Origin of the sequence: Polycyclovorans algicola TG408 (genome assembly GCF_000711245.1) — a bacterium.
Taxonomy (GTDB): Bacteria; Pseudomonadota; Gammaproteobacteria; order Nevskiales; family Nevskiaceae; genus Polycyclovorans; species Polycyclovorans algicola.
In genome coordinates this window covers 3,576,473-3,603,089 of record NZ_JOMH01000001.1, presented here as the reverse complement: position 1 = coordinate 3,603,089, position 26,617 = coordinate 3,576,473, and the positions used below count along the sequence as shown (strand labels likewise).

The 26,617-nt window shown below is 62.0% G+C and carries 24 protein-coding genes; 9 read left to right on the top strand and 15 right to left on the bottom strand.

Features of this window, described 5'->3' with window-relative positions; all coding sequences use genetic code 11:
• Positions 1 to 116 precede the first annotated feature (116 nt).
• Genes U741_RS0117125 through U741_RS0117115 form a run of 3 tightly spaced genes read right to left on the bottom strand, consistent with a single transcriptional unit; the run spans position 117 to position 4,783 of the window.
• Positions 117 to 1,877, bottom strand: coding sequence for an FAD-dependent monooxygenase (locus tag U741_RS0117125; RefSeq protein ID WP_029891667.1), 1,761 nt, complete (start codon positions 1,875 to 1,877; stop codon positions 117 to 119).
• 21 nt (positions 1,878 to 1,898) lie between these two features.
• Positions 1,899 to 3,011, bottom strand: a complete 1,113-nt coding sequence (locus tag U741_RS0117120) for a Rieske 2Fe-2S domain-containing protein (protein ID WP_052378939.1) — start codon at positions 3,009 to 3,011, stop codon at positions 1,899 to 1,901.
• Positions 3,012 to 3,025: 14 nt separating this feature from the next.
• Positions 3,026 to 4,783, bottom strand: coding sequence for an FAD-dependent monooxygenase (locus U741_RS0117115; protein ID WP_052378938.1), 1,758 nt, complete (start codon positions 4,781 to 4,783; stop codon positions 3,026 to 3,028).
• Positions 4,784 to 5,241: 458 nt separating this feature from the next.
• Between U741_RS0117115 and U741_RS0117110 the strand changes: the two genes are divergently transcribed.
• From U741_RS0117110 to U741_RS0117080, 6 genes are all read left to right on the top strand, one after another.
• Positions 5,242 to 5,703, top strand: coding sequence for a hypothetical protein (locus U741_RS0117110; protein WP_152551666.1), 462 nt, complete (start codon positions 5,242 to 5,244; stop codon positions 5,701 to 5,703).
• A gap of 54 nt (positions 5,704 to 5,757) precedes the next feature.
• Complete coding sequence (locus U741_RS0117105; protein ID WP_029891663.1) at positions 5,758 to 6,015, top strand: type II toxin-antitoxin system ParD family antitoxin; 258 nt, start codon at positions 5,758 to 5,760, stop codon at positions 6,013 to 6,015.
• Positions 6,012 to 6,314, top strand: a complete 303-nt coding sequence (locus U741_RS0117100) for a type II toxin-antitoxin system RelE/ParE family toxin (RefSeq protein WP_029891662.1) — start codon at positions 6,012 to 6,014, stop codon at positions 6,312 to 6,314. Before U741_RS0117105 ends, U741_RS0117100 begins: the two co-directional genes overlap by 4 nt.
• Before the next feature lie 36 nt (positions 6,315 to 6,350).
• The gene (locus U741_RS0117090; protein ID WP_152551665.1) at positions 6,351 to 11,828 is read left to right on the top strand and encodes a site-specific integrase; all 5,478 of its coding nucleotides are present in this window, start codon (positions 6,351 to 6,353) and stop codon (positions 11,826 to 11,828) included.
• A gap of 123 nt (positions 11,829 to 11,951) precedes the next feature.
• Positions 11,952 to 12,218, top strand: a complete 267-nt coding sequence (locus U741_RS0117085; protein WP_029891659.1) for an AbrB/MazE/SpoVT family DNA-binding domain-containing protein — start codon at positions 11,952 to 11,954, stop codon at positions 12,216 to 12,218.
• Entirely contained in the window at positions 12,215 to 12,616 is a 402-nt protein-coding gene (locus tag U741_RS0117080; protein ID WP_200872754.1) for a type II toxin-antitoxin system VapC family toxin, read from the top strand. Before U741_RS0117085 ends, U741_RS0117080 begins: the two co-directional genes overlap by 4 nt.
• Positions 12,617 to 12,723: 107 nt before the next feature.
• Here the strand turns inward: U741_RS0117080 and U741_RS0117075 are convergent, their stop codons facing one another.
• Positions 12,724 to 12,939 carry a hypothetical protein gene (locus U741_RS0117075; protein ID WP_029891657.1) on the bottom strand — a complete coding sequence of 72 codons (216 nt, stop codon included), beginning with the start codon at positions 12,937 to 12,939 and terminating at the stop codon, positions 12,724 to 12,726.
• Between the two features lie 333 nt (positions 12,940 to 13,272).
• On the opposite strand from U741_RS0117075, the gene U741_RS19365 reads away from it, so the two are divergent.
• Positions 13,273 to 13,737, top strand: a complete 465-nt coding sequence (locus U741_RS19365; RefSeq protein ID WP_152551664.1) for a hypothetical protein — start codon at positions 13,273 to 13,275, stop codon at positions 13,735 to 13,737.
• Between the two features lie 303 nt (positions 13,738 to 14,040).
• Here the strand turns inward: U741_RS19365 and U741_RS0117060 are convergent, their stop codons facing one another.
• From U741_RS0117060 to U741_RS0117025, 8 genes are read right to left on the bottom strand one after another with little or no spacing between them, the layout of a single operon-like run.
• Complete coding sequence (locus U741_RS0117060; RefSeq protein ID WP_084154989.1) at positions 14,041 to 15,372, bottom strand: fatty acid desaturase; 1,332 nt, start codon at positions 15,370 to 15,372, stop codon at positions 14,041 to 14,043.
• Positions 15,369 to 18,518, bottom strand: a complete 3,150-nt coding sequence (locus U741_RS0117055; protein WP_052378937.1) for an efflux RND transporter permease subunit — start codon at positions 18,516 to 18,518, stop codon at positions 15,369 to 15,371. Before U741_RS0117055 ends, U741_RS0117060 begins: the two co-directional genes overlap by 4 nt.
• Entirely contained in the window at positions 18,511 to 19,143 is a 633-nt protein-coding gene (locus tag U741_RS0117050; protein ID WP_052378936.1) for a cation efflux transmembrane domain-containing protein, read from the bottom strand. The genes U741_RS0117055 and U741_RS0117050 overlap by 8 nt, the downstream gene beginning before the upstream one ends.
• On the bottom strand, positions 19,133 to 20,287 hold the full coding sequence (locus tag U741_RS0117045) for an efflux RND transporter periplasmic adaptor subunit (RefSeq protein ID WP_052378935.1): 1,155 nt from the start codon (positions 20,285 to 20,287) through the stop codon (positions 19,133 to 19,135). The genes U741_RS0117050 and U741_RS0117045 overlap by 11 nt, the downstream gene beginning before the upstream one ends.
• Before the next feature lie 14 nt (positions 20,288 to 20,301).
• Positions 20,302 to 21,558: a TolC family protein gene (locus U741_RS0117040; protein WP_052378934.1), complete on the bottom strand. Its 1,257-nt coding sequence runs from the start codon at positions 21,556 to 21,558 to the stop codon at positions 20,302 to 20,304.
• 57 nt (positions 21,559 to 21,615) lie between these two features.
• The gene (locus U741_RS0117035; RefSeq protein WP_235200599.1) at positions 21,616 to 22,005 is read right to left on the bottom strand and encodes a hypothetical protein; all 390 of its coding nucleotides are present in this window, start codon (positions 22,003 to 22,005) and stop codon (positions 21,616 to 21,618) included.
• 8 nt (positions 22,006 to 22,013) lie between these two features.
• Positions 22,014 to 22,310, bottom strand: coding sequence for a hypothetical protein (locus U741_RS0117030; protein ID WP_029891650.1), 297 nt, complete (start codon positions 22,308 to 22,310; stop codon positions 22,014 to 22,016).
• Positions 22,297 to 22,938, bottom strand: coding sequence for a cation efflux transmembrane domain-containing protein (locus U741_RS0117025; RefSeq protein WP_029891649.1), 642 nt, complete (start codon positions 22,936 to 22,938; stop codon positions 22,297 to 22,299). Before U741_RS0117025 ends, U741_RS0117030 begins: the two co-directional genes overlap by 14 nt.
• Before the next feature lie 74 nt (positions 22,939 to 23,012).
• Here U741_RS0117025 and cadR point away from each other — a divergent pair, with 74 nt between their 5' ends.
• On the top strand, positions 23,013 to 23,474 hold the full coding sequence (cadR, locus tag U741_RS0117020) for a Cd(II)/Pb(II)-responsive transcriptional regulator (protein ID WP_052378933.1): 462 nt from the start codon (positions 23,013 to 23,015) through the stop codon (positions 23,472 to 23,474).
• The gene (locus tag U741_RS0117015; RefSeq protein ID WP_029891647.1) at positions 23,474 to 23,803 is read left to right on the top strand and encodes a YnfA family protein; all 330 of its coding nucleotides are present in this window, start codon (positions 23,474 to 23,476) and stop codon (positions 23,801 to 23,803) included. The genes cadR and U741_RS0117015 overlap by 1 nt, the downstream gene beginning before the upstream one ends.
• 466 nt (positions 23,804 to 24,269) lie before the next feature.
• On the opposite strand, the gene U741_RS19105 is transcribed toward U741_RS0117015, so the two are convergent.
• From U741_RS19105 to U741_RS0117005, 3 genes are all read right to left on the bottom strand, one after another.
• Positions 24,270 to 24,479 carry a hypothetical protein gene (locus U741_RS19105; protein WP_084154987.1) on the bottom strand — a complete coding sequence of 70 codons (210 nt, stop codon included), beginning with the start codon at positions 24,477 to 24,479 and terminating at the stop codon, positions 24,270 to 24,272.
• A 104-nt stretch (positions 24,480 to 24,583) separates the two neighbouring features.
• Positions 24,584 to 24,910, bottom strand: coding sequence for a VOC family protein (locus tag U741_RS19100; protein WP_084154985.1), 327 nt, complete (start codon positions 24,908 to 24,910; stop codon positions 24,584 to 24,586).
• Positions 24,911 to 24,992: 82 nt separating this feature from the next.
• Entirely contained in the window at positions 24,993 to 26,534 is a 1,542-nt protein-coding gene (locus U741_RS0117005; RefSeq protein ID WP_029891645.1) for a hypothetical protein, read from the bottom strand.
• Between the last annotated feature and the right edge of the window lie 83 nt (positions 26,535 to 26,617).

Genomic DNA, 26,617 nt, shown 5'->3' with positions numbered 1-26,617 from the left:
TCAGCGTGATCTTGATGGCAGGCGGGTCGCGTGGCGGTTCTGGGCGTGAGGGGTACGAGGCACACCCGGTACGGACAGACGGCTGTATGCCCGCCGGGTGACGCCCGAAGCCCGCATCAGGTGCGCGCCAGAATACCGCGCAGGGCGTCGGTCAAGGCCGCACCGGGGGCGGCCGGGCTGCCGACACTGCGCCAGCCGACATGCGTGTCGGGTCGCACCAGCAGCGCTCCGTCGTCGGCAATGCCACGCAGCGCCGCCCACGTGCCGTCCGGGTCAGCCACGGCATCGATGACGACGACCTCAACCGGCACGCCCAGCGCTTTGGCGGCAGCCCCGGCGGCGGCGTTCCAGGCCTTGCCGTTGGCACCGGTGATGAGCACATGGCGCCCGCGGCCGCACAAGTCATGCGTGGACTGGCGCTTGCCCTGCACCGTGACCCAGGCGTGCGGCAGGCGGTGCCCCGGGCGCGTGGTCGGGGTGTAGACATCCCCCATCGGCGCACGTGGTGGGGCGTCGGTGCCATCGGCCACAACGGCGGCGCTGTCGTAGGAGAAGCCAAGTTCCAGATCGTGCGCCTGGAATTCCATGCGCTGGGTTTGCACCACCTCGTGCATCCGTGCCCGCGCCCAGTCGCCCTCGTAGGACGGTGACATGATCATGTGGAATGCGGCGGCGTTCACTTCCGGCGGCGCGCCGGCAATCAGGCCGAAGCCGGCATCGGTGACGAAGTGGTTCATGAAGGTGAACAGGGCCCACTTGGTGTTGCGCTCGGCCACGGGGCGGCGTTCCTGCTCGTAGGTTGCCAGCAGTTCCGGACCGGCTTCACCGCGCACCAGCGCTGCCAGTTTCCAGGCGAGGTTGTGGGCGTCCTGAATGCCGGAGTTGAGCCCCAGACCGCTGGTGGGCGGGTGCCGGTGCGCCGCGTCGCCGATGACCACGCAGCGGCCGCTACCGTAGTGATTGGCGAGCACTGCCTCGACGATCCAGTGGCTGACCTTGTGCACCTTGATGTCGAGTTCGGGCAGCTTCAACAGATCGCGAATGCGCGGCGCGATCAATGACTCGTCAAACTCCGGGTCGTCGGGGCGGAAAGCGAAGTGAAACACCCATTCCTCGGAGCGACGGTCCCAGTGATTCGGCCCCATCGCCACCATCGCGCCGCTGTTCCAGCCGCCGCCACCTTCCGGGTTGATGAACCAGCGGATCAGCGGCGAATCGTCGTCGATGTGCTTCGAGAAATCGGCACTCATGTGGGTGGCGACCATGTCGATCAGATTGGTGGCGCCCTGCAGTTCGATGCCGAGTTTCGGGCCAATGGTGCGGCCGCGATCGGCGCCCACCAGATACTGCGAGCGGACCTCGAACTCTTCACCGGTCTTGAGGTTCTTGACGCGCGAGGTCACGCCGTCGGCATCCTGCTCGAACGACAGCAATTCGTGGCTGAAGCGGAGGCTGCCAATCGGGTTCTTCTCGGCAAACTGGCGCAGCACCGGCTCAAGCCGGATCAGCGGCAGGTTGCCGGAGCGTGCCGGGCTGTCGGCTTCATAGGTCGGCGCGGTCGAGCCGCCGCCAAAGGCGTCCATCTTGTAAATGGTCTTGCGGTCCAGCGGGCCGTCGCCGCCCAGCGAGGTGAGCCACGCCACGCAGCCCATGTTCTCCATCGGCGTGCCCTGTTTGTAGATCTCATCGGCAATGCCGTACTCGCGGAAGATCTCCATGGTGCGCTGATTGAGGTAGTGCGCCTTGGGCAGATGCGACGTGCTGTCATGCCGCTCGACGAGGATGGACGCGATGCCCTGGGCAGACAGAAAAGTTGACAGGCTGAGGCCGGAGCCGCCGCCGCCGCAGATAAGGACCGGAGTTTCGAGGGTGTTCATGACTGGGAACCTTGAGAAAGATCAGACAACGGGAAGAACGGGCGCCCGCGTGTCGCCGACGGTATTGCGCAATTCGCGCAAAGGGGCGTTGTCGGGTGTCGGCGTCACCTGGTCGGTGAGGAGCTTGGCCAGCAGCTTGCGGGCCCGTTGCGCGGCGACGTCAGACGCGAACAGCACGGGTTTGGCGTCGTCGAACGCCGTCGTGCCGAGCATGCGCTGCTGCGCCTCGATGACCACCTGGTCCTGGCCCTCGAAGGCGCCCTTGATAACCTGGCGCCAGAGTTCTCCGGCTGCCGGATCATCGGTTTTGTAGGCGCGGGTGATGCCCCAGAAATAGTAGGTGGTGGTCGCGTCCTTGGGCGTCAGGATGTCGGTGCCGTAGACCCAGGCGCCTTCCGAGCGCGGACGCCCCAGGCCGGTGATGCCCACGTCCAGCAGCATGTGCGCGGGCGCATCCCAGCGCATGTACGCCCACTGATCGCAGTGTTTGTCGGCGATGTACTGGTCCCACAACATGGCGTGCGCGGGCAGGGCTTCGCCATCGGGCATCCAGCGGTTTGACCAGATGGTGGTGCCCTTCTGGATGGTTTCGAGTTTGCTGCGGGTGATCGCCGGGCTGGACAGCAGGCCCTCGTGGACAAACTCGCCATGCGCCAGGTCCAGCAGGTTGTCGGTGATGAGTTCGTAGTGGGCGTTCATCTCGATCACGCCGCCGACGAAGGCCAGCTCGGGATCGAGATGGCAGGAGAAATCGGGAATCAAGGCCGGATCGGCCTTGTCGGCGTCACCAAACCAGAGCCAGATCAGTCCGTGACGCTCCACCACATCGAAGCGCGGTGTGTGCATGCGCGGCGGAATCATTCCGTCGCCGTGCGGGTTCAGCACGCAGGCGCCAGACGCATCGAAGCGCAGCCCGTGGTATGGACACTGCACCACGTCGCCGATCAGCTTGCCCATCGACAGCGGCGCGCGCCGGTGCGGGCAGGCATTGCCGATCGCGGCAACCTCACCGTTCTCCTGTCGATAGAGCAGCACCGGCTGCTCAAGAATGGTGCGTTCAAAAAGGCTGCGCCCGATCTCGCTGGACCAAGCGGCGACATACCAAGCGTTGCGCAAATAGGTTTCAGAAGCCATTTCTACTCCTCCCTTCAGCGACTCAGGATGTTGGTCAGCGCACTGCGCAGTTCGGCCGCTGGGTCCGACCCGATGCTTGAAGCACGCCACGCCACCATGCCATCGGGACGCACCAGCACGGCGCCACTGTCACCCACCTGCGAGCGCGTCGCCCAGGTGTGGTCGGTGTCGAGCGCGTCGCCGTCCGGCGCGATCCGGGCACTACGCAGCGAAATATTGAGGTCCTTGGCCACGGCCGAGGCGGCATCACACCAGGCCTGGCCACCGGCATTGGCAATCAGCAGCAGGCTGGCCTGGTCATCCAGCAGGTCGTGTGTGGACCGTCGCCGCCCGCCCATTTCCAGCCAGGCATGTGGCAAACGATGACCCGGGCGCGTCGTGGGTCGGTAGTCGCCGCCCCAGGGGTCACGATCCGGGGTCGGCGTGCCGTCGGGCACGATGGCGCCTTGCTCGTAAACGAATCCGAGCTCCACATCGTGATCGAACATCTCGATGCGGTGCGTCATGAAGACCTCGTTCATCCGCGCGCGGCGCATGCGGCCGTCTGGCGTTTTGGCGAACAGCCCGGAAATCTCGTTGTCTTCGTCCGGCTGACCCACCGCCTCATACACGTTGGCCGGGTGAATCGCGAAGATCGAGGCAGCACTGAGCAGATGATTCCAGTAGCTCGACAGCGCCCAGGCGACATTGAATGAGCCAATGGGGCGGCGCTCGGGCTCGTAGCTGTCGAGCAGCCCGTCACCGGCCTGGCCGCGGGTCACCAGCGCCAGCTTCCACGCCAGGTTGTGGGCATCCTGGATGCCGGTGTTGAGCCCCAGGCCTGAGGCCGGCGGGTGGCGATGCACAGAATCGCCGGCCATCAGCACCCGGCCGACGCGATACTTTTCAGCCAGCACCGCCTCGATCATCCAGTGGCTGATCTTGTGCACGTCCATCTCAAGGTCGGGCAGCTTCAGCAGTTCACGGATCTGCTGAATCACCGTCGGCTCGTCGAAGCGGGTCGGGTCATCGGGCGCGACCATGAAGTGGAAGATCCATTCCTTGCTGTGGCGGCCCCACTTGGCGTCATCGCCGCCGGCGGGCACCAGCGCGCCACTGGCCAGCGGTCCCCGACGGGTCGGGTGCACAAAAAAGTGCAGCATCACGCGGTCGTCCAGCAGCACCTTGGACAGGTCAGCAGTGAAGTGCACCGTGACGTTCTTGGCCAAGCCGGACGGGCCGACCATCTTGTTGTTCAGGGTCTTGCCGATGCTGCGGCCACCGTCGGCGCCGACCAGATACTTGGCGCGAACCTCGAATTCTTCGCCTGTTTCGAGTGCACAAATGGTGGCGGTCACGCCGTCGGTGTCCTGGGTGAACGACCGCATTTCGTGCCCGAAGCGCAGGCGGTCCGGCGCGCGCGCATCGGCATGGCGCCTGAAGATGGGTTCGGAGCGAATCAGTGGCAGGTTGGCGCTGCGGCAGGGGCTGTCGCGGTCGTAGATGGCGCGTTGTGAATCGCCGGTGCCGCCGATGCCGTCCATCTCGAAGATGACCTTGCGGTCAAACGGGCCGTCACCGCCCAAGGTGGTCAGCCACATCGCGCGGGACATGTTACCCGGCGGCGTGCCCATGGCGTAGATGTCGTCGGCCACGCCGTGCTGGCGCAGGATTTCCATGGTGCGCTGGTTCAGGTAATGCGCCTTGGGCAGATTGGCGAGCTGCGTGTTGCGCTCGACGGTGATGAAGTCAACGCCCATGTCGCCAAGCAGGATCGACAGGTTGAGGTTCATAAGCCGAACCTTGTAGTTGATTCAGTTAGGCGGGTTACGGCTTTGAACGTCGTAAACCGTTATATATGAACATAAAAATTAAGACGATCCGGTACAAGATCGCGACGAATGACTACGACTATCACCGCTTGTCATCGTGAATGTGAGACGATCAAAGTCCACTCGAAATTGACCTTCGGTGTCCTCTGGCCGGCCAAGTCCGTACCGACTTCCTCGATGCTCTAGCCCCTGAAGCAAGGGCGGGCGGGAGCCTATTGCCCTGCGGTGTTCTTCGACGCCTTGTGCTCGGTGCCGGCGCAAAGCAATGCAAACCCCAAACCCTCGACCAGGCCCTTCTATTGGCGGGCGTCTACATGCGGCTATGCCAGCACCTCCTAAACGATCTTGGGCGGGCAGACACTAGTGCAGAGCCAGATCTTGTCCGGTGGCGTCGCCGACGCGAAAAGCGAACCACAGAGATGTTGGCGCAACGGCTCGTGCTCGGCTCGATTGCCCTGCAGGGCGCGGTTCAGATGCCGATGCCAATGGCGACTTACAGTTTTGTTGCCGGTTTGCCGCCAACATTAGTCCGTGATGTCGTGCGTTGGGCGCCGCCAGTGGTGGGAATGCCGGCCGGCCCGGATGCGCCGGCCGGCGTCGTTGAGAACCTCTTTTCAGCGTTCCTGGCTAAACATGCAATTCCCGGAGAGCTTGTTGGGGTGAAGCGTCTGGCGACTCGAACGAACGCCAAATTCAGCGTGATCGATCTCGCACGGATGGCTGAGCCGATTCTTGCTCCGATTTTTCAGCAGCATCGAGATCGCATCATCCGCATCGCACCCAGTACACAGGTCGCCAAAGCGCTCAGCGGACTCGAGCGATCAATGGTTGCGCGCATCCGAAAGCCTGCCGCTGATGGCAAGCGGCCGACCTTGTCTTGATAACTGTTATCAAGCATGACTATCCTTGTCTGAATCAAGAACGAGGCCGTCGACATGATCAGCGCAGATTTGGGGCAGCAGTTGGAGGTCTTCGTGAAACAGCTCGTCGAGTCGGGCCGTTACGGCTCCAAGAGTGAAGTCCTGCGCGAGGGTGTCAGGCTCATTCAAGATCGCGAGGCCCGCTTGGCGGCCTTGGACGCTTCAATTGCTCGCGGACTGACCGATGCTGGGGCAGGGCGTACGGTTGCTGCCGACCACGTTTTTGATCGTCTTGAAGCCAAGTACGCCGCCCAGGCCGGCAAAGTTGCGTGATCGTTCATCTCACAGCCGAGGCGGAGGCTGACATTGAGGGCATCGGCGACTTCATTGCCAAAAATAACCCTCAGCGAGCGCTCACTTTCGTGCGTGAGCTTCGCAGCAAGTGCCTGAATCTAGGCGATGCCCCATTGGCGTTCCCACTGGTGCCACGATACGAGGCGCATGGCGTGCGCCGGCGCGTCCACGGCAACTACCTCATCTTTTACCGCGCTGAGACCGAACGGGTGGTCGTCATCCATGTGCTGCACGGCGCCAGAAACTACGCAGACATTCTGTTTGCGGACGATGTGTAAGGGCTAAGGCCGCCGAGCCGACGCTAGCCGACCGACGTGAACCCTCACTTAGAGCGCCTCAATCAGCTGTTGGCCGGACGGTTCGGTGCCAGCGAAGAAGACGTTCTCGATGTGCTGTTCATGCTCCGGGCGCACTGGAACCTCGCAGCCATCGTCCTGTGTTGCCGCAGGCTGGTCGAACTGATCGACGCATACCCGGCGATTGAAATGGAGCCGGCATTCTCCGATCAGGGCCGGCGTATCGATCTCATCCGCCAAATTGCGGGTCTTGAAGACGTTGACCCGCACTTCCTGGACGGCCACATCCAGCGCAATCGACAAGAAGCAACGCCCCTCCGGCCCTGCACCGGAGACAGCGGTCTGTGTGATCTGCTGCTGATTTCCGCGCGCGAGGGCGCAACGCCTCAGCAGCAGCACGACTTCGAGTGCGGGCAAGTCTGGTTCACCTGGCAGATATTTCACCACCAGGCCCGAATCCATCGACGGGATGACTATGTTCTTTATTTGAAGAGCGACGGGAGCCTGAACCTTCGGGAAGGCAAGGCCAGCAGGGTCTACTCCGCCTTTCGGGCGCTTCGGGATCTCGGTGACCTGGCCAACGCTGCCAGCGCGGGCAACATCGCCAACCAGTTGACATCGCTGACGGCGGACAGCTCGCGGCAGCTCGCACTGCTGCTGAAGCTCGCCTACTCCAAACGACCCCAGGCCAGCATTCGTAAAGTGCTGATGCGCGAGATGGGTATCGATGAGCCTGCACTTCAGTTGCGAGTTGCAGAATCGCGCATCGTAAGCGCAGACCTTGCGCGGTTCGTGCAGCTCATTTGGGAGGCCAAGAGTTCCGATGCGACCGACAGAACCGTCATCACCCGCCAAGCAATTGCGAGGGAGGTGAGAAGAGTCAGGGTGTCGCGATATGAGGCGTACACAAACGTCTGGCACGAACTCGGCGACGCAGGAATCCACGAAGGCTTCGCCATCGAAGTCCTCGAGCGTCATCCCCCGGTTGAAGACGATGATGAAAGTAACGAGGACGACGAGGATCCCGGAGACGGCGAGGGGGTAGAGCCCTCTGTGGTCCTTTTCCTCGGCAAGGACGAGCCGATTACCGGTTGGTATTCGGCGAAATCCGCGCAGCATCACATTGAGCGCGCAAACGCCTTGCTCCCATGGCCCGAGTGGCGCTTGTCCGCCTCAGCAATTGCAGCGGTGGTAGGCGTGGTGCGGCTGGAATCGAGCGAGAGTGTGAGCGAGAGGCGGGCCAGGCTCACGATTGGCCTAAGTTTGCTCACCGGGCGCTCACTTGACGAGGTTTCGGCCCTCTCCATCGCTGAGGGCCATTCGCTGGACCCAGAGCAGAAGCAGAGTATCTCCGTAGCAATCACGCTGCCGGACTACACCTTGCACGTGCTGGCCGGCCGACCAGAACTCAAGACCCGCAATTCGCTGCCGCAGTTTTGTGCGCCCAACGCCACCACCTTGCGCTTGCCCCTGCCGTCGGCATGGCATGCCCTCATTGATTCGCTGGCCGGCCACACGTCGCGCCGAAATTCCAAAGTACTGGAAAAGGCGCGAGTGCTGCTGGCCGCGCAACCGGCACCTTTACAGATCAGCGCGCGAGGCGTTGCAGGCGCCCTCAAATTAGCCCTGCTACAAAGTGGTCGCGACGATTTGGCGCTGGTCAAGGTGGTGACTGACGCGAGCGAGGCGAACTACGCCAATCTGATCCACTACGCCTCGTTCGAGCGTGTCGAAGTTGAAAGACTATGGCGCCAGATCGCTATTGAATGGGTAGGGACCCTCCCCGAGGGGCCGGCGGCCATCGAGACAGGCGAGCGTGTCGGCGCCCTGCATGGCATCGAAATCGACAAGGTCTCCAGGCTCATCGCCGAGATCAAGCTGCGCTTTAATGCTGCAGTAGGCGAGAAGCGATGGGCGGCGGTCTACAACGCCTTGGCCACATATCTTGCGCTTTGGTTAGGCGTTGCCACCGCCGGCCGGCGCACGCGACATCCGGTCCCGGGAACCATCACCCAGGACGGGTGGGCGCTGATTCGGGACAAGCATCGGCCGGATGGCTCGACAGACCGATATGTCCCCTTACGTCAGACCTTGATTGACCAGCTGGCGGTGGTGCAGTCCCTCAGCTCAGCGCTGTCGATGATCGATCCGACTTTCACGCCCCCGCCATCGCAGCACAGTCATCGCCTCGTCGAGCTGCGTTTTTTTCAGAACCCGCTGGACAGCACGTCCTACCGGCCGATGTACCTGCACGAGGTCAAGTTTCTTCGAGGGCTGCCAGTCAATTTCGGTCGAAAGCTGGTCCGATCCGATGCCGAGGAGTTGCCTGGCCGGTACAAGGACGCCGGATTGGGCCACTGGGTGCGCGGACGGCATCCATGGACGCTGACATCGACATTTCCGACCGAGAAATTTCGAGCAGAGTGGCTCGCCGTTCAGCAACGTCTGGAAGTTGAGCTGGGATTCGAGGTGTTGACGCTGGAAGGGCTGCCAGCCCAATTGCAGCCAGCTGCGCATTCGCTGCCAGCACGCAAATCACCGACACCGGCGGTCGAGCAAGCGCCCTTGATCAGTGATGAGGAGATCAACGAGCTGCTCATGAGCAGCAAGGCCAATTATCACGAGGCTGTCTTCGAATGGGAGGTGCCGTCAGCCGAGGCTGTTCTTGGTTTGGCGACGAGTGCCGTCAATATTTTGGCGAGCCGAAATGCGCCTGATCTGGCGACCAAGGCTGAAGCGATTTGTGAATACCTGCGCAAGCGCACCAAGGTGCCCGTGTTTGCCGCCCGGCCGCGAGCCCGGTTCCAACGCGACTGGCTGGTCAGCGAAGACGAATTCAGAAGCTTCGACTACGTCCAGCGAAGGCTCTTGCCAGCCATTGATCAGGATCTTGCTCACCTGCCTGAGGCAGAGACCAGCGAGTCCGCGTTACAGGTCGATCTCGGCCGGCTGATCGCAGTTGCCGCCCTACGTGGCGGCTTGGCCTGCACTTCCCATATTGATGCGTTTCTCCGCTTTATCACTAGTGATCAGCCGGTACAGGCCGTCGGCGAGGCGCGTCTGATTGAACTCCAGGTGAGGTCGGTTCGCACCAGTGATCCCATGAGGCGCAGCGTTCTACTCGAGCCCTACTTCGCGGCATTGGTGTCGGTGGAACGTCAGCGGATGAGGTCATTCCTGAGTCCGGATTTCAATGGTCCTCGGGCGCCGACACGTTATGCCCGCTGGGGCGCCGCATTACGCGCCTATCTTGGCGCCATTGGCGCGCCGAACGGCATCACCCTGTCGGCATTTCTCGCCGCAGTTCGCCAGCAGATCCAGTTTGGCTCGGCGCCGATACTCGCCGCTTACGCCAGCGGCGAAATCCTCACGGATGATCTTCCTGTCAGCGAATTTCGTCGACTTGCGGGGCTGAAGCCGGCGGTCGATACCCGTTCGGTTGAAGAGCAGGCGATGAGCGGGCGTGCGCCGGGCTCCGACGACGAGGACGATATGCCCTCCAGTCTGCGAACCGCCAAAGAGGATTTTGCGGCTGAGATTGGTCGGCGCCGCAGTCCTTATGTTCGCGAGTGGCAACGGGTGCTGAAGCAAAAGCTCGCCGCCTGTGATTTGCCTGCGCAGCGACTGTTGTGTGCTTTCGCACTTTTCCTGGCGGACACCCACGACAGCAAGGTGCCCGGGCAAATCAGCACACGAGGGCGGAGTCAGATTGCAACTAATCTGCGGGTCGTCTGGCATGGCTTCGTCGGTTTCTCCGAAGTCACTGACGATTGGGCGGTCATTGATGACTGCACTTTGCAGTCGCTGTTTGAGCTCACGGCACCGCATTTCTCGGCTCGCACGCATCACGGTGCCTGGGCGCGGTTTCGGACCTTTCTGCACGAACGCGGCAACGAAATTGGGGCATTGGGCTTTGAGATCGGCAAGCTTGCAGGGTCAGCAGCACGACTTGTCAGCGCCAAGATTCTTTCGGCGACCGAAATTCAGCGCATCAGACAGGTGTTGCAGTCCGTTCAGTCGGGGATCGGTACGGCAGACAATCGCCAAGCGGCTGTCCGGCATTTCGCGCTGACCACGGCCACGGGCGCCCGCCGCGCAGAGACCGAGAAGTTGAGGTGGATTGATTTTGACGACGACATGATCCGCATTCGTGAATACGAGGGCCGACGGCTCAAAACCGCCTCCGCACAGCGGGCCCTGCCAAAGGGGCTGATGGATGCGGAGTTATCGTCACTCTTTGACGAATCGCGTTCACTGGGCACAGGCAAGCCGATTGACGGTGCACCGGGTCACGATGCTTCAGGTGACAATTTTTTTGACCGCGTCGCAAAGGCAATGAAAGCGGCGACCGGCGACATTGATATGGGGCCTCACCACCTGCGCCACACCAAGGCCAGTGCGCTGCTGCTCGGCATGCTTGCCAATGCCGTTGATCTTGATCGGTTGTCGATTGATCTGCCGTGGGTCAATGGCCTGCTGCCACCGCCGGACCAGCAAGCTGCGTTGCTGGGTTCGGCGGGGCAGTGCGGACAAGGCGCAAAGGCCATCAGCGCCATGCTCGGTCATTTGCACGAGACCACCACCCTGCGCCATTACACCCACACGCTCTGTGTGGGACTCCATGCTTATCTGCTTGGATTACCGTCGATCCCATTACACATCGCATTTGCCCAACGAATCAACAGTCGCGCAACGCTGGCCCGCTATTTTTCGGATGCCCGGACCAAGGGCCTCTGCGCGGTGAGACATCTGCGTGACCGATTGGAAGAATCAGCACAGGAGCAGTACACCAGTCCGACAGGGGTGAAGGGTGGCCAGACTCTGGTCTGGCGAGACGAGTCGCCGTTGATTCTCCGAACTATCGTGACGGGAGATCCCAATGGGGCGGGATCAGCTGAGGCCCTGATCGCACAGTTTGAAGCCGCGCATACCCATCTGATGGAAGGCAAAGGGGAGCCCCCCGCCGATATCGACTCCATCCGCAACGCACTGCACGCCATCGCATCCATCAGGTCCGGCAAGAAGGGCTCGACATTGCCGAGGCACCCTATGCCCCTGAGTGATCCAGCAGGGACACCGCTACCCGTGATGATTGTGGCCGGAGTTCCAGTCCGGCACGCCCAAGTGTTGTTGTTATGGCTCCTGCAATTGAAAGCGGACCGACCTGAAGACTATCGCTGGCTGATCGAAAAGTGGCTGTATTACAGCGACGCTCAAGAGGGCTCAATGCGGTTGGATGGCGAAGCGGATCTCGAGCGACTGAAGGCCATGCCGCATGACGCCGGCATCGCTCTTGAGACCAGGCAGGTTTCGGTCGCAAAGTCACGAAAGGGCGTTGCCAGCCAACCACGCTATCGACTCCGGATCCGGTTCCCTGTCGAATGCGACACAGATGGAGTGCGCGAAGCCGAGCACGGACGCAGAGCAGCCGGGGCCATTCGCTGGGCGATGACGTGGTGGGTGGCGCTCCATGAGTCTGAGCTGTTCGCGAGATAGGCGGCCATTAAAGCTCCCAGGAATCGTCGGGGCGGTTGATGTTCGAAGCCTCCGCAAGTCGGCCCACGGACGGTGTGCGCTTGACTGCGCTATTCTTACTTCGTTCTTACCGGAGTACTCGACATGGAAACCGCACAACTGTCCAGCAAGGGCCAATTGGTGCTGCCGCAGCGGGTGCGCAATGCGCATGGTTGGGCAGCAGGCACCGTGTTTGAAGTAAAGGAACTGCCTGAGGGCGTACTGCTATCGCCCCTGTCGTCGGCGCCCGTGTTTGCGCCCACCCGCCTCGACGATGTGTTTGGTATCGGCAGGGGCACGGGTAAGGGGCGGCGTCTGTCGCTCAAGCAGATGGACGAGGCCGTGCAGACGGAGGCGGCGCGCCGGCGATGAATCGCGAACTGGTGGCGCTGGACACTAATGTCATCGTACGTTTTTTGATGGCCGACGACCCCGCGCAGGCTCGGCGCGCGAAGGCATTAATTGCTGCGGGGCCAGTTTGGGTGACGTCGACCGTGCTACTGGAATGCGAATGGGTGTTGCGAAGCGGTTATGGCTGCACCTCACAAGATATCGCCGACCATCTGCTTGCATTCCTGGGACTGCCGCAGGTGCAAATGGCAGAGCCTGAGGCTGTCTCAGAATCCCTGAATGGCTACCGGGCAGGGCTCGACTTTGCTGACGCGCTCCATCTGGCGCTGTCTGGCCCTGCAACACAGTTCGCCAGTTTTGACCGGAAGTTGGTCAAGAAGGCTGGGTCATTGCAAACCCGCAAGCTTCGGCTGCCCTAGCGCCCCGCGGACCCTGGATTAGAGATGTTTCATTCAGGGTCCAGATCAACGATCAGTCCATTGGCATGACGATGGCGTGATCAGACTTGGCCCCCTGATGCGGCCAGTCACAGCGAACCTGTCTCGGGGTCGTATTCCGTCTTGGGCGTGCGTTTCAATGCGTGCTCGGCTTCAGGTCTGGCCCTGTTGCAATCACCTGAACGCACATCTGCCGCTACCGGTTGGCACGCACCGTGGAAGAACACCGCCAAACTGAGCGGACCAAGAACGGCGAGCATGTAGGCGGCGAAGATCGCGAGGCCAATGATGGTTGTGGTTTCCATGACGACGGGATACGACGGTTTTGTGGTTGAATTCCAACACAATTAGGGGAACGTAGGTCAGCCACTTGCTTTCTTGAAAAATCTGTGTATCGTCAGATCGTGGTCTTTTCGATCAAAAATGACAGGAGCAAATCAACTAGTCACAACTAGTTGATTCCGAGGTGAACAGCTAACGCTGTTTCGCCTCCAGCGGCAGCAGCTATTTCGAGCTGCCTACGTCAGGCGCGCTTGCTTCGCGCCCCCAATCCTCCCTCGGCTACAGCGATTGTCGTCGGCATCTCTTGATGCCCGTCTGACTTATCCCTGCGCGCCGTCAATCATTTGAGATCGACCATGACGCGAAAATCTAAAGCTTTATTAATCCGACCACTCGCAGATCAATGCGGCCAGAGCGACGCTGCCAACGAGATCCCGCCCCAGTCCAGTGACAACCCGCAGGACACCTCGGCCGAAACGCCGACGCCGCAAGTATCTGGCGGGACCAAATATGAAGGAACGATTCGCATTATACCGAGCAAGTCGGGTGAAACGGTTACCCACTTTACCGCAGAAGTTCAGAAATCGAGTTCTGCGAAGTATCAGGCAAAAAAGCGCGCAAAACTTGCGGCGGTCGGCAAAAAACAGATCAATTTGGTGGTGCCAGAAGAAACACATGGCATGTTCAAGTCGCTCGAGAAATTGCTTGTCGAACACAAGCTGAGCCCCGAGATGAGCGTGCTGACGCCTGAAACTTTCAAGGGCATCATTTCACTGATCGAGGAACTCATGGACGAATTGATGGAGGGACCGGATGGATAGATTCACCACCTCTGTCAACGATGACGTCCATTGTTACGATGGCAGCATGACTTAACCCAAGGGCCTCCACGAAACACGGGGCGGTTCATATTACTATCCTCAGATGCCCAGTGATTCTGGGTCAGTAGGATCTAAGAAAAATCGGGAATGGCAGCTCTCAGCCCAAACCTGTCATTCGCGATGCTGAACAAATGGCCGCTCAGCACACGTTCGCGACTTCGGCCAGCATGAAGCCGCCGGTGAGTGCGAACGCGATCCACGTCGCGCGTTCGCTGGCGCTGCGTCCGTGGGCGTGCCCCGCGCTCATCGCGCGCCGCGGTCGATGGACACGATGCGCCGCACCTCACGATCCCAGAGCAGGCAGCGCAGTGAGGGCAGTACGTCGGCCAGACTCAGGCGGCGCACCTCGGTGAACCGCTCGGCATGCGCCGCGTGACAGGCGGCCAGCCGGTAGTTCGGGATGCGCGCGCACAGGTGATGAACATGATGGTAGCCGATGTCGGCGGTGAACCAGTTCAGCCAGCCCGGCAGCACAAGGAAGCTGGTGCCGTGGAGCGCAGCGGTTTCGTAGTCCCAGCCCTGATCGTCGCTGGCATAGGCCTGGTCGAAGTTGTGCTGGACGGTGAACAGCACGATGCCTGCCGCACCCGCCAGCGCGGTGGCCAGCAGATAGACCGTGAAGAACAGCGAGGCCCCGATCAGGCTGGACATCGCCGCCCAGAGTCCGAGCAGAGCGAGGTTGTTGAGGCTCATGTGGCGGAACTCTGCCGCTGATGCCCAATGGCGGGTTCGGAACACGCGCGCCTGTGCGCGCCAGCCGACCTGCGGTTGCGCGATGCCACCGCGCAGAAGATGCACGAGCAGCGCCGCGCAGCCACGCAGCCAGTTCAGGCGCGGGTTGACCACCAGGTACATCAGGCCGGCGAGCGGTGCCATGCCGACCCAGCGCGCACGCCGGTACTGCTGCTGGCGCGCCGGGCTCATCTGCGCGAACTCCTCCAGCGACAGCGTGCCCAGCGGCCCGCGGTACTTCGACCAGTTGCCGTTGGTGGCGTGGTGATAGGCGTGATGCCGCGACCATACGTATTGCGGCATGCCGGTGAGCACGCCGAACACAAAGCCGCAGGCGGCATTGAGCGCGCCGCGCCGGAACAGGCTGCGATGGCCGCAGTCGTGCATCAGTGCAAACGCGCGCAGCAGGAACAGGCTCATCACCGGCACGGCGAGCACCACCGCCCAGCCGTGACCCACCGCCACCAGCCACCACAGCAGGCCCAGCGGGATCAGCGTGCTCGCCACCTGCAGCGACGCGCGGCGGTCGTCACTACGGGCGAAACGCGCGACGAGCGTGCGCGTGCCGGACCGGGGCGACGGCATCGCCGGGGCCGGCACGACGCCAGCGGCACCGCGCCCGTCCGCTGCGCGCGGCGTTGCATGGGCGCGATCCAGCAGCAGCAGCGCGAGCAGCAGCACGGCGGCGTCGAACAGCACATGCGGCCCGCGCAGCGCCGATTCCGGCACCCGTTGAATCAGCAGCGTGTAGCTCTCCATCGCAATCACGCCGAGCACAAGCAGCACGGCAACACCAACGATGGAGATGCCCGCCTGCCAGCCGAGATCCTTGCCGAGGTTCATGCTGCGCTCTCCGAAACAGGTGTGGCCGGTGGAGCGAGCACGGCCCTGGCCTCGCGCCGATGCGCCATGCGGAACAGCCCCGGCAGCACCAGCAGGGTCAGCAGCGTTGAGGAAATGATCCCGCCGATCACCACCGTGGCCAGCGGACGCTGCACCTCCGCGCCGGTGCCGACGTTGAGCGCCATCGGCACGAAGCCGAGGCTGGCCACCAGCGCGGTCATCAGCACCGGCCGCAGACGGGTCAGTGCGCCCTCGATGATCGCGTCGTCCAGTGACTTGCCCTCTCCCATCAGGCTACGGATGAAGCTGACCATCACCAGGCCGTTGAGCACGGCGACGCCGGATAGGGCGATGAAGCCGACGCCCGCCGAGATCGATAACGGGATGCCGCGCAGCCACAGCGCAAGCACGCCGCCGGTCAGCGCCAGCGGCACGCCGCTGAAGATCACCAGTGCGTCACGGATGGAGCCGAAGGCCAGCACCAGCAGCCCGAGGATCAGCGCCAACGTGACCGGCACCACGATGGACAGGCGTTTGGACGCCGACTGCAGTTGCTCGAAGGTGCCGCCGTAGTCCAGCCAGTACCCCGGCGGCACATTCACCTGCGCGATGGCGGCCTGCGCATCGGCCACAAAACTGCCCAGATCACGCCCACGCACATTGGCAGTGACCACGATCCGTCGCTTGCCGTCTTCGCGACTGACCTGGTTCGGACCGGGAGCCATGTCCAGCCTCGCCACTTCCTGTAGCGGCACGTGGCCGCCTTGGGGTAAAGGGACTGGCAACCTCTGCAGGGCGCGCAAATCCTGTCTCAGCGCTTCCGGCAGGCGGACCACAATATCGAAGCGTGCATCGCCCTCGAACACCGAGCCGACCTCGCGACCGCCGAGCGCGGTGGCAACAACAGCCTGCACTTCCGAAATGGTCAGCCCGTAGCGGGCCAGTGCATCGCGGCGCGGCATCACTGAAAGAACGGGCAGCCCTGCGACCTGCTCGACCTTCACGTCAGCAGCACCGTCGACGTCGCGTACCGCCTGGGCAAGTTGGTTGCCGGTGCTGAGCATCAGATCCAGATCATCGCCGTAGAGCTTGACTGCAAAGTCCGAGCGAACACCGGTGATCAGCTCGTTGAAGCGCAACTGGATCGGCTGACTCATCTCATAGGCATTGCCCGGGATTTGTTCTAGCGCCGTCTGCATCTCCGCTTCTAGGTCCGACTTGAGCTTGCCTGGATCTGGCCACTGGTCGCGCGGCTTCAACATCACGTAGCCATCGGAGATGTTCTGCGGCATCGCATCAGTGGCCACCTCGGCCGTCCCGGTGCGGGCGAAGGCGGTGAGCACCTCGGGGAATTTCAGCAGGCGGGTTTCGATCTGCTTCTGGAATTCCACCGACTGCGTCAGCCCGGTGGCCGGGATGCGTAGCGCTTGCACCGCGATGTCACCCTCGTTAAGACTGGGCACGAATTCGCTGCCCAGGCGTGTGGCAAGCCAGCCGCAGGCCAGTACCAGCACGACCGCACCGACCACAAATGCAACGCGCGCCTTGAGCGCAAACCGCAGCAGCGGCTCGTAGCCGCGACGTGCGGCATGCAGGATCACGTTGTGCTTTTCCTTCACCGGACCACGGAACAGCAGCGCCACGCCGGCCGGCACAAAGGTCACCGACAGGAACAGCGCGGAGATCAGCGCCATCACCACGGTTTGCGCCATGGGGTGGAACATCTTTCCTTCCACGCCTTCGAGCGCGAAGATCGGCAGGTAAACGGCGGTGATGATGAACACGCCAAACAGGCTGGGCCGGATGACTTCGGCGGTCGCGTCGTAAACCGTTTCCATGCGCTCCTTCAGACTCAGGGTCGCGCCTTCCAGACTCTGTTGGGAGAGTCGCCGCAGGCAGTTCTCGACAATGATCACCGCGCCGTCCACGATCAGGCCGAAGTCCAGCGCGCCCAGGCTCATCAGGTTGGCAGAGACCTGGGTCTCCACCATGCCGGTGATGGTCATGAGCATGGCCAGCGGAATCACCAGCGCCGTGAGCAGGGCCGCACGCAGATTGCCCAGCAGCAGGAACAGGATGACGACCACCAGCAGCGCGCCTTCCAGCAGGTTCTTTTGCACGGTGGCGATGGCCTTGTCGACCAGCACGGTGCGGTCGTAAGCCGGCACCGCTCGCACGCCATCAGGTAGTGACTCGTTGACCTTGACCAGGCGCTCGGCGACCGCCTTTGCAACGGCGCGGCTGTTCTCGCCAACCAGCATCACTGCCGTCCCCAGGACGGTTTCGTGGCCATCGCGCGTGGCGGCACCGGTGCGCAGTTCCTTGCCCAGCGCGACCTCGGCCACGTCCGCAATGGTGATCGGCTGACCGTCGCGCGTCGCAATGACCAGGCGACTCAGATCACCAATGCCGCTCACCCGGCCAGGGATGCGGACCAGCAGTTGCTCCTTGTTGCGTTCGAGGTAACCCGCGCCCTGGTTCGCATTGTTGCGTTCCACTGCCTGCACCACGTCTTCGAAGGTCAGACCGTAGGACAGCAGACGCGCCGGATCGGGCTGCACGTGAAACTGCTTGGCGTAGCCGCCGATGGAGTTCACCTCGGTGACGCCTGGCACCTGCAACAACTGCAGACGGATCACCCAATCCTGGAGGGTGCGCAGCGCAGTGGCGTCGTAAGGGCTGCCGTCTGGCTGCCGCGCATCAGGATCGGCCTCGACGGTGTAGAGAAAAATTTCACCGAGGCCTGTCGCGATGGGCCCCATCGCGGGCTCCACCCCATCGGGCAGGCGGTTACGGACTTGCTGAAGGCGCTCGTTGATGAGCTGGCGGGCAAAATAGAGATCAGTCCCCTCCTTGAACGCCACGGTTACCTGTGAGAGGCCATAGCGCGATAGCGAGCGCCGGTAATCCAGGTCCGGCAGGCCGGTAATTGCAGTCTCGATGGGGATGGTGATGCGTTGTTCAACTTCCAGCGGCGTGTAGCCGGGGGCAGAGGTGTTGATCTGCACCTGGACATTGGTGATGTCGGGGACCGCATCAATCGGCAGGCGCTGGTAGTTGTAGATGCCCAGCGCAATGAGCGCGAGCATGAGGGTCATCACCACGCCGCGACGAGCGATGGCGAAGCGCAGAATGGCTTCAATCATGAGCGTGTCCTTTGTTGGAGCTCGCGGCGCGCTGCGTCTGCGCAGCGTCGCGAAGGGTGCTGATGCCGCCGTAAACGGCGACCAATGCAATGCAAAAAGCGACGGCCAGATCTGGCCAGTTGCTGCCGACGACCAGCACCAGTCCACCCGCAGCGAAAATGCCGAAATTGGAGACGAAGTCGTTGAGGCTCATCGTCCACGCCGCGCGCAGATTAACGTCCTCTCCCCGATGGCTGCGGAGCAATTTGACGCATAGGACATTGATGGCAACAGCGACCGCAGCGAGCATCATCATGGACATGCCCAAGGGCTCGGAGCCGCTGACAAAGCGGCGCAGCGCGTCAACAATCACACCTCCGGCCAGCAGCAGAAGCATGACCCCCGTGATCGCGGCAGCCGCCGCCTTCCACCGGGCACCCCGCGTCACCGCGAGGAAACTGACGGCGTAGGCCACGGCGTCGGAAAAATTGTCTAGAGAATTGGCGATGAGACTGCTGGAATCTGAAGCAAGTCCGCCGATCAGGAGCGTGACCCCTAACCCGGCATTGAGCACCAGAACCCAGAGCAGCACCTTTCGCTGCGCATGGTCGTTTGCATCAATGGCTGGTTGATGATCAGTGCCCATGCTCGGCCTCCCCCTTGCCCAACTCTGCCTTGAGCACAAAGCTGCCCTCACCCACCACCGCTTCACCCGCCGTGAGGCCGTCCAGAATCTCGACAACGTCGCCGTCACGGCGGCCTGTCTTTACGACCCGTGATTCAAATCCGCCAGCGTCTTCGACAAATACGGACGTCCGACCCTCCAGCTCCTGCAGGGCGACTTCCGGCACGGCCAGCGCAAGCTGAGCCTCGCCGATGGCCACCTCGGCCTGTACGTAAAGACCTGGGGCCCAACGGCCGTCAGCGTTCTCCAGCTCGACCCGCGCAGTGAGGCTCTGTGTGGCACTGACTGAGAGCGGTGACACGAACACGATACGGCCCTCGCTGGTCGATCCCCGGTCGGCGGTCTGCACCCGAGCGTTCTGGCCCACTTTCACAAGAGATCGATCTCGCGGGAACAGCGACAACTCAACCCACACTGTGGACAGATCCACCACTGTAAACAGCGGCTGACCCTGAACCTGCTCACCGGGATTGGTGAATCGTTCAGTCACCACACCCCCCTGTGGACTGCTGACGGTGTAGACCTGCAAGCTCTCGTTGCTTTCGACGGTGGCCAGTGACTGGCCGCGTTTGACGGTGTCTCCGATCTGCACATTGACGCTGCGAACCATGCCGGGAAAACGGGCCGTGACACTGGCCACGCGTTCGGGATTGGGCTTGACCACGCCATAGAGAGAAAGGGTTTCCCTCAACATCGCGGGCCCGGCGGGTGCAATCACCAGGCCTGCGGCCGCGCGGGCCTCAGCGCTGAGGTTCAGCGCTTCGGCATGGCCTTCTTCCTCGGTGTGGCCGCTTTCGCCTTGTTCGTGGCGATCCCCCTCGCTGTGATCCTCCCGCTCGTTGTGGGGATCACTCTCCGAATGGCCCTCCGCGTCATCGTGGGCATGGCCTTTTTCGTCAGTGTGGTTGGCTTCGCCTGCTGACTCGTGGCGATCTCCTTCGTGATGGCCTTCGCTTTCGTTGTGCGGCTCGGCCTCGGAATGACTCTTCGCGTCATCGTGAGCGTGCCCTTCCTCGTCGGTGTGGGCGGGTTCATTCGGCTTACCGCAGGCCGTCAGGGCAAGCCCGAGCGTCAGTAATAAGGCGGAGTAGGTGATGGTCTTCATGGTGGAGCGATCCTTTAGCGGCTGGCGGCCAGGCCGCTGAGCCGTTCGATTTCAATCAGGGTCAGGTGGTAGGCGGTGGCTGCATCAATCAGGCTGTCGCGCACCGCCACCAGCTCGCGCTGTGCGTCCACCAGTTCGAGGTAGCTGTAGCGTCCACGCTCGTAGGCGTATTCGGTCTTCTTGAGCGCGGCCTCAATCTGGGGCAGGGCACGCTCGCGCAGCGCGGACACCTGCTGCCGCAGGTCAAGCAGCTCGCGATGATTGCGGAACAGTTGGGCCCGCGCATTCACCAGCGCTGCAATGCGTTGCGCTTCGGCGCCGTCCCTGAGTGCCTCGGCTGCGGCGATGCGGCCCTGGTTGCGATCAGAAGTCAGCAGCGGGATGCCCACCGAAAAAACCAGCGCGGTGTCCCTGACCGCTTGCTGCCGGCGCAGGCCCGCACCGATCTCGATGCCCGGGCGGCGGCTGGCCAGCGCCAGCGTAATTTCCGATTCACGCAGACGGGCCTGGCTCAGGTAGCGCGTCAGATCAGGCGTGCGTTCCAGCGCAGTGAGCAGATCCGGATACGGCGCAATCTCGGGAAGCTGGTAAAGGTCGGCCGCAGCCTCGGTGAAATCAGGCATCGCCGCGCCCCAGGACGCCGCCAGATCGGAGCGCGCGGCGAGCAGTTCGTGCTCGGCATGTGCATCGGCGATGCGGGCGCGTTCGAGTGCCACAGCCGCCCGATCCAGCTCCGCCTCGGGCGATTTGGCTGCTTCCACGCGGCGCTTCACCGCTGCCGCAGTCTTGTCTGCAAGCTCCACAGCCAGATGTGCGAGACGATGTTCCTCTTGCTGGCTGACCAACGAGACGAATCGTCTGGCCGTTTCGGCCAGCAAGTCCAGGCGCGCTATGTGGCCCTCAACTTCAAGGCCTTCACGTTCCAGGCGGGCACTGGCGACGCGCTTGTCGCGCAGGCCGTCCAGTTCGATCAACTGGCTCAGCCCAATGGTGAGTTCGGCAGCATCGAAGCCGCTGGTGTCGCCGGTGCCGAGCACGTTCTCCAGATCGGCCGTCAGCCTGGGGTTCGGCTTCAGGCCCGCCTGTGTGACGAGGCCGTCTTGCGCCTTGAGTACGTATTGATAGGCCGCTAGGTCTGGATTGGATTGCAACGTGCGTGATAACGCTTCGCGCAAGGTCAGAGGGACCTCGGCTGCAAGCGCGGCACTGGCCGCGCCAAAAGCCAGCAGTGCCGCGAGCGCGAAGCGCCCGGTGGCGGTGAATCGAAACATGAGGGGAACTCCCGTGCAGCGTGAACGGATGCCCTGGGATCAGGGCAAGGGGTGGGTTCAGGCGAGGGAGATCGAGGGCGGACCGCGCAGCGGCGGTGCGAAGTGAGGCGGTCGGGTTTCGTGCGCGTCGGGCGGTCCGCGCGCGGTGAGCACCGTCAGTCCGCCCGAGGCCGCGACAGGATCGGCGATGTCGGCTGAGTGCAGCACAGGTTCGTCGGCGCTCAGGTCGAGCTGGAACTGGGCCGGCGACAGCGCCGCCGAAAGTTCCAATTCCAGGTTGTCGGGATGATCATCAACGTGGAACTCGCCGAACAGGAGCCCCGCGTCAGCGTAGTGCGGCGCCTCGTGCTCGTGGCCCGCGCTTTCCAGGCCAGCACAGGCGTGCGCGTGCAGACCGAGCATCCGCGTCAGCGCGAGGCCGAGGCACAGCAACCAGATGGCGGGCATGCGGGTCATCACTGAGAGGCTATCACGGAAGGGACAGCATTCAGGGCGCGCGGATCGCCGGGCGACGACGACCAGCTCGGCGACAGCGTCCGAACCCACACGCTGTCGACGATTTGCACGGCGATCAGCGTCAGGTGCGTGCCCATCAGCAGGCCGACGGGGATCGCGACCGTGGGCGGTACGCACAGCACCGCCGCCGACACCACTTCCGCAGAGCTGATGTGTCGCTTGATCAGACGGTGATGCAGCAGATGCAGGGCCTGCACGATCAGCAAGGCCGTATAGGTCAATTCAGGCGTGAGCACGGCGCACCTCCCGGGTCGATGCAAGTTCAACGCGTGCCTGCGCAATGACCTGCCGCGCGGCACAGAGGCCCAGTAGGCCCATCCCGACCGCTACGGTGAGATCCGGCCAGGCAGTACCAGTTCCAACGACGCCCACCGCCGCCATCATCACCGCGACATTACCGATGGCGTCGTTGCGTGAGCACAGCCACACGGAGCGCATGTTGGCATCCCCCTCGCGGTAGGCGTATAGCAGCCAGGCCACGCTCAGGTTCGCGACTAGGGCCAGGCCACCGACGAGGCCCATCGTCAGCGGCTCTGGCACCACCCCGTGCAGCGCGTTCCAGCTCGCATGACCCAGGACATAGACGCCATAGCCGCCCATGAACAGCCCCTTGAGCAGTGCCGTGCGGGCGCGAGCGGCCAGCCCCATCGACAGCACGAACAGCGACACCGCATAGTTCGCGGCATCGCCAAAGAAGTCCACGGCGTCGGCCAGCAGTGAGACCGAGCCCGCTCCCCAGCCAGCCGCCAGCTCCACCCCGAACATCGCCAGGTTCACGCATAACGCGATCCACAGCACTCGGCGATAGCGCGGCGGAACCAGCACGTTCGAGGCACAATTGGAAGCACAGAAATCAATAGCCATCGGAATCCCGACGTGGACGATGGACCGTATTGGACAGCCTGTAGTAACTTCAGGGTCAAGCCCCGGAGCAGCACATGCCCAAGACCTACCGCATCGGTGAGCTGGCGAGTCATCTGTCGGTCGCCATCGAGACCATCCGCTATTACGAGAAGGAGGGGCTGCTACCGCAGCCTGCCCGCAGCGAGGGCAACTACCGTCTTTACTCGGACGCCGAGCGCCAGCGACTGGGATTCATCCTGCACTGCCGGGCGCTGGACATGACCCACGAGGAAATCCGCAACCTGCTGCGACTGCGTGACGCGCCGGAGCGGGGCTGCGCCGAGGTCAACACCGTGCTCGACGAACACATCGGCCACGTCGCCGAACGCATCCGCGTGTTGCGCAGCCTGCAGGGCCAGCTCAAGGACCTGCGCGCACGCTGCGACGCGCCGGGCACGTCGAAGGAATGCGGCATCTTGCAAGGCCTGGCCACGCCCACGAAATCCCGAACGGCATCTCGCCGTGCCGGCGTGCATGGACCGAACAGGGGCCATTAATGAGCTGGACGACCACGCTGGGACTGTTTGTTCTGACTGCCGTCGCGGAAATCGTCGGCTGCTATCTGGTGCTGCTGTGGGCCAAGCGCGGTGCCAGTCTTTGGGTGCTTGCAGGCGCCGCGCTCAGCCTCATGGCCTTCGCGTGGTTGTTGACGCGACACCCCGCGGAATCGGGTCGCGTGTATGCGGCTTACGGCGGTGTGTATACCTGCACCGCGCTGGCGTGGCTGTGGATCGTGGATCGCGTAACGCCGACCGTTTTCGATGTGGCCGGCGTCGGCACCATCGCGCTGGGCTGCAGCATCCTTGTAGCGGCATCTTTTCGTTGAGACCGGGGAACCGCTCGCCCAATCGACGCCGCGCACCAAACTATTGTTGGCAAAGGGAATGGGCCTGATGTCTCTTGCCAACAATCGGTCGTATCGCTTCGTCGACATTCGGTCGGCCCAGACCGGATGTTCGCGAGTGGCAGCAAATGGCACTAAACCGCCAGGTCAACGCATCTTCAACATCGCGGGATCCTCTGCCGCGTTTTGAGGCTCTCGGGCTTCCACTAGCTATTTGTGAGGCCCCTTTGCCGAGCACACTACTTGTTCGACTTTCTCGATCAGCCCACGAGCCCATACTGATGACATCCGTATCACCAACCGCGGCGATCCTGCCATGGAAGCTGAATGGTGTGGACCGATTAGGTTGATGGGCAGCATCAGGTCCGCCGATTGCCGAGGCTCCATCTAGTTCAACACGAAACGCCCCGCTAGCTACGATCTTCATCCTCACGGTTGTCTGTGGTACCTACATGCCAACAACCTCCGTCACCACCTGCCCGTTCTCTACAGCCGCGATCTGCCTTCCGTTTTTATGCTGGTCACGAGCAAAGATCAGCAGGTTCAGCGCTTTAGTCAATATCTCGCCTTTGCTGCTGCTTGTCTCTGCCGCGATGCGACCTAGGGCATCGTTGATGGATTGACTTACCTTCATCTCGTACCTGATTTCCTTGCTCATCGCTACCTCGCATTTCTCGGTGCATGCTGGATGGACCTTCCCAGAACAGCAAATAGTGTGCCGCGCTGGGTGAATTCCAGCATTGTATTTGTGCTTGAGATTGATCATGACAGTGTTGGTTTGCCTGTACATGGCCAAAGCTCTTCAATTTCTCGTGCCTGTATCTCTGCAGAAAATCGCTCCCACAGAATTCCGTTGCAGTCGGTATCGCTGGTGAAGGAATTCGCGTCATTAGTCTCCCATCCCAAGTGTCGGAGCTTCCCGGAGGATACAGCGTCAGATTTTCGGACAGAGAAGTTGAGATGGGCAGTACGCCACAGGGCGTACTCACCAGGTACAACCAAGTCTGGAGGTTGACCAAGGCGCTGCGTGTAGTCGTGAACCGTCACCTCGATGCTCTCCACTCCGAGGGAAATGTGGAATTTCTTCATGTGCGGTCTCTATGTTATCAATCAGATCGTAGACCGTTAATGCAACTCTGCACCTAAAATCCGTCATCCAATATGGGGCAGGTCAGTGGCACCAGAAGCTGCGATCACCGACACCCCAAATAGGAATGCGGCGAATGGTTGGCAGGTCACTCACTGCAATGGTGAGGCATTGGGTATCAATACCTTGCAAATCGCTGAGCATAAGGCGCGTTTCTTTGTTAGGGTCTTCAACGCGGACGTGGGCTCTTATCGGGCTGACACGGGCTGATTTTGGATTGTCGCATCCTCCAGCAACATCTCTCGTGCTCAGTGCGATGACCTCGTGCGAAATCGGCAGTGAAAGTGCCCTAGCCAACCGCTCTACCTGCTGGGGTATGACTCGGGCATACAGCTGCTGCGGCGGCCGTTCTTTGAACCATAATTTATCGACCATCTGCTGACTTATGAAGGCAACTCCGGACAGACCTTCTCTCTGTGCAACGGCCAGGGCCGCCTTGACCGCAAGAAGTTGCCAATCCTTCTTCAACGGAGGCGGATCGATGCCGATCTGCGTCACGTCAATCATCCAATCACTCTGTAGCTCCTCAACCAAAAGGATTCGCTTGCCCGATTGGGTGTAGCGCTTTGAAGTCCTTAGGTGCGCCAGGCCATTCTGCACGTTGAAGTGAATTGGCCAGTAACAGTAGTCATAGTTCGGAAGGCGAATAACGTATTCGCGATAGTTCCGATCGTAATCTGATGGCAGTGCGTAATGATTCCATTGTGGCTGATCCAGATCTTTCGACCATCCACTAAAAACCTCGCTCATCCGGAATTCGGCGTATGAAAGCGCGTCCTGCGGCCGGCAGAAGTACACCGCGTCACGGTGTGCCCATTGCCCCTCATGGTCAAGAACAACCCACGTTCCTTCCAAGTTGGAGATGAGGTCCTGATACTTGAGGTGATGGACTTGCCATCCGAGCGCCAGATGTTTGTAGTACTGTGACTGCGCTGGACATCCGCGCTTTGAAGGCAGTCCCGCGAAAGCTGGAAAGGTGCCGGACGATCCGTCGTCTACCAAGGACCAGCCTGATCGGGCGCGGAACTCTCGGCGAACCTCCGTCACTACTTCGGGACGAATCGAATCCAGATCGATCTGATCGAGAAGTTGCTGACGCGCAAGCCGTTGACTTTGTGGATGGCTGGATAGCCAGTCCAGCAGACCTGACCGTGAGAGCTCCTCGCTGCTGTAGCCCTTTGTTGCGAGTCCCTGTAGGGTTCCCAGCCATTGCCCGGAGGTCAGGTGGTCCGGCATGTGCCGCTCGACCATCCACTGCAGACGCGATTCAAAGGGGGGCAACTCAACCTTGCGGGCAATGACTTCCTCCCTCATAAGGTCCCGATAGTCGCGTTTACTGAGCAACTCCGTAACGACGGCGTTGATCCACGCGCCGGCGTCGTCAGGGAAGGAGCCACCTCCTAGCCTGACATCCGCCAGCCATTGAGCGGCACTCTTCCCCGGAATCCTGTAGTCAGCGCCACCGCTTTCCGTATAGGCAATGTCGAGAAGGTGCAGAAGGGGGGCGACCGTATTGGTTCCTGGAGGCAGGGCCCGCCCAAAGAAGACCCGCTCCTCCGCGCGCATGTCTGTAAGGATCAGATCCAGCCCGTTCGGTAGTCGCAGGGGTCTGGAGTAACAGTTCGACCCGCTATCGCGAACGGCCCGTT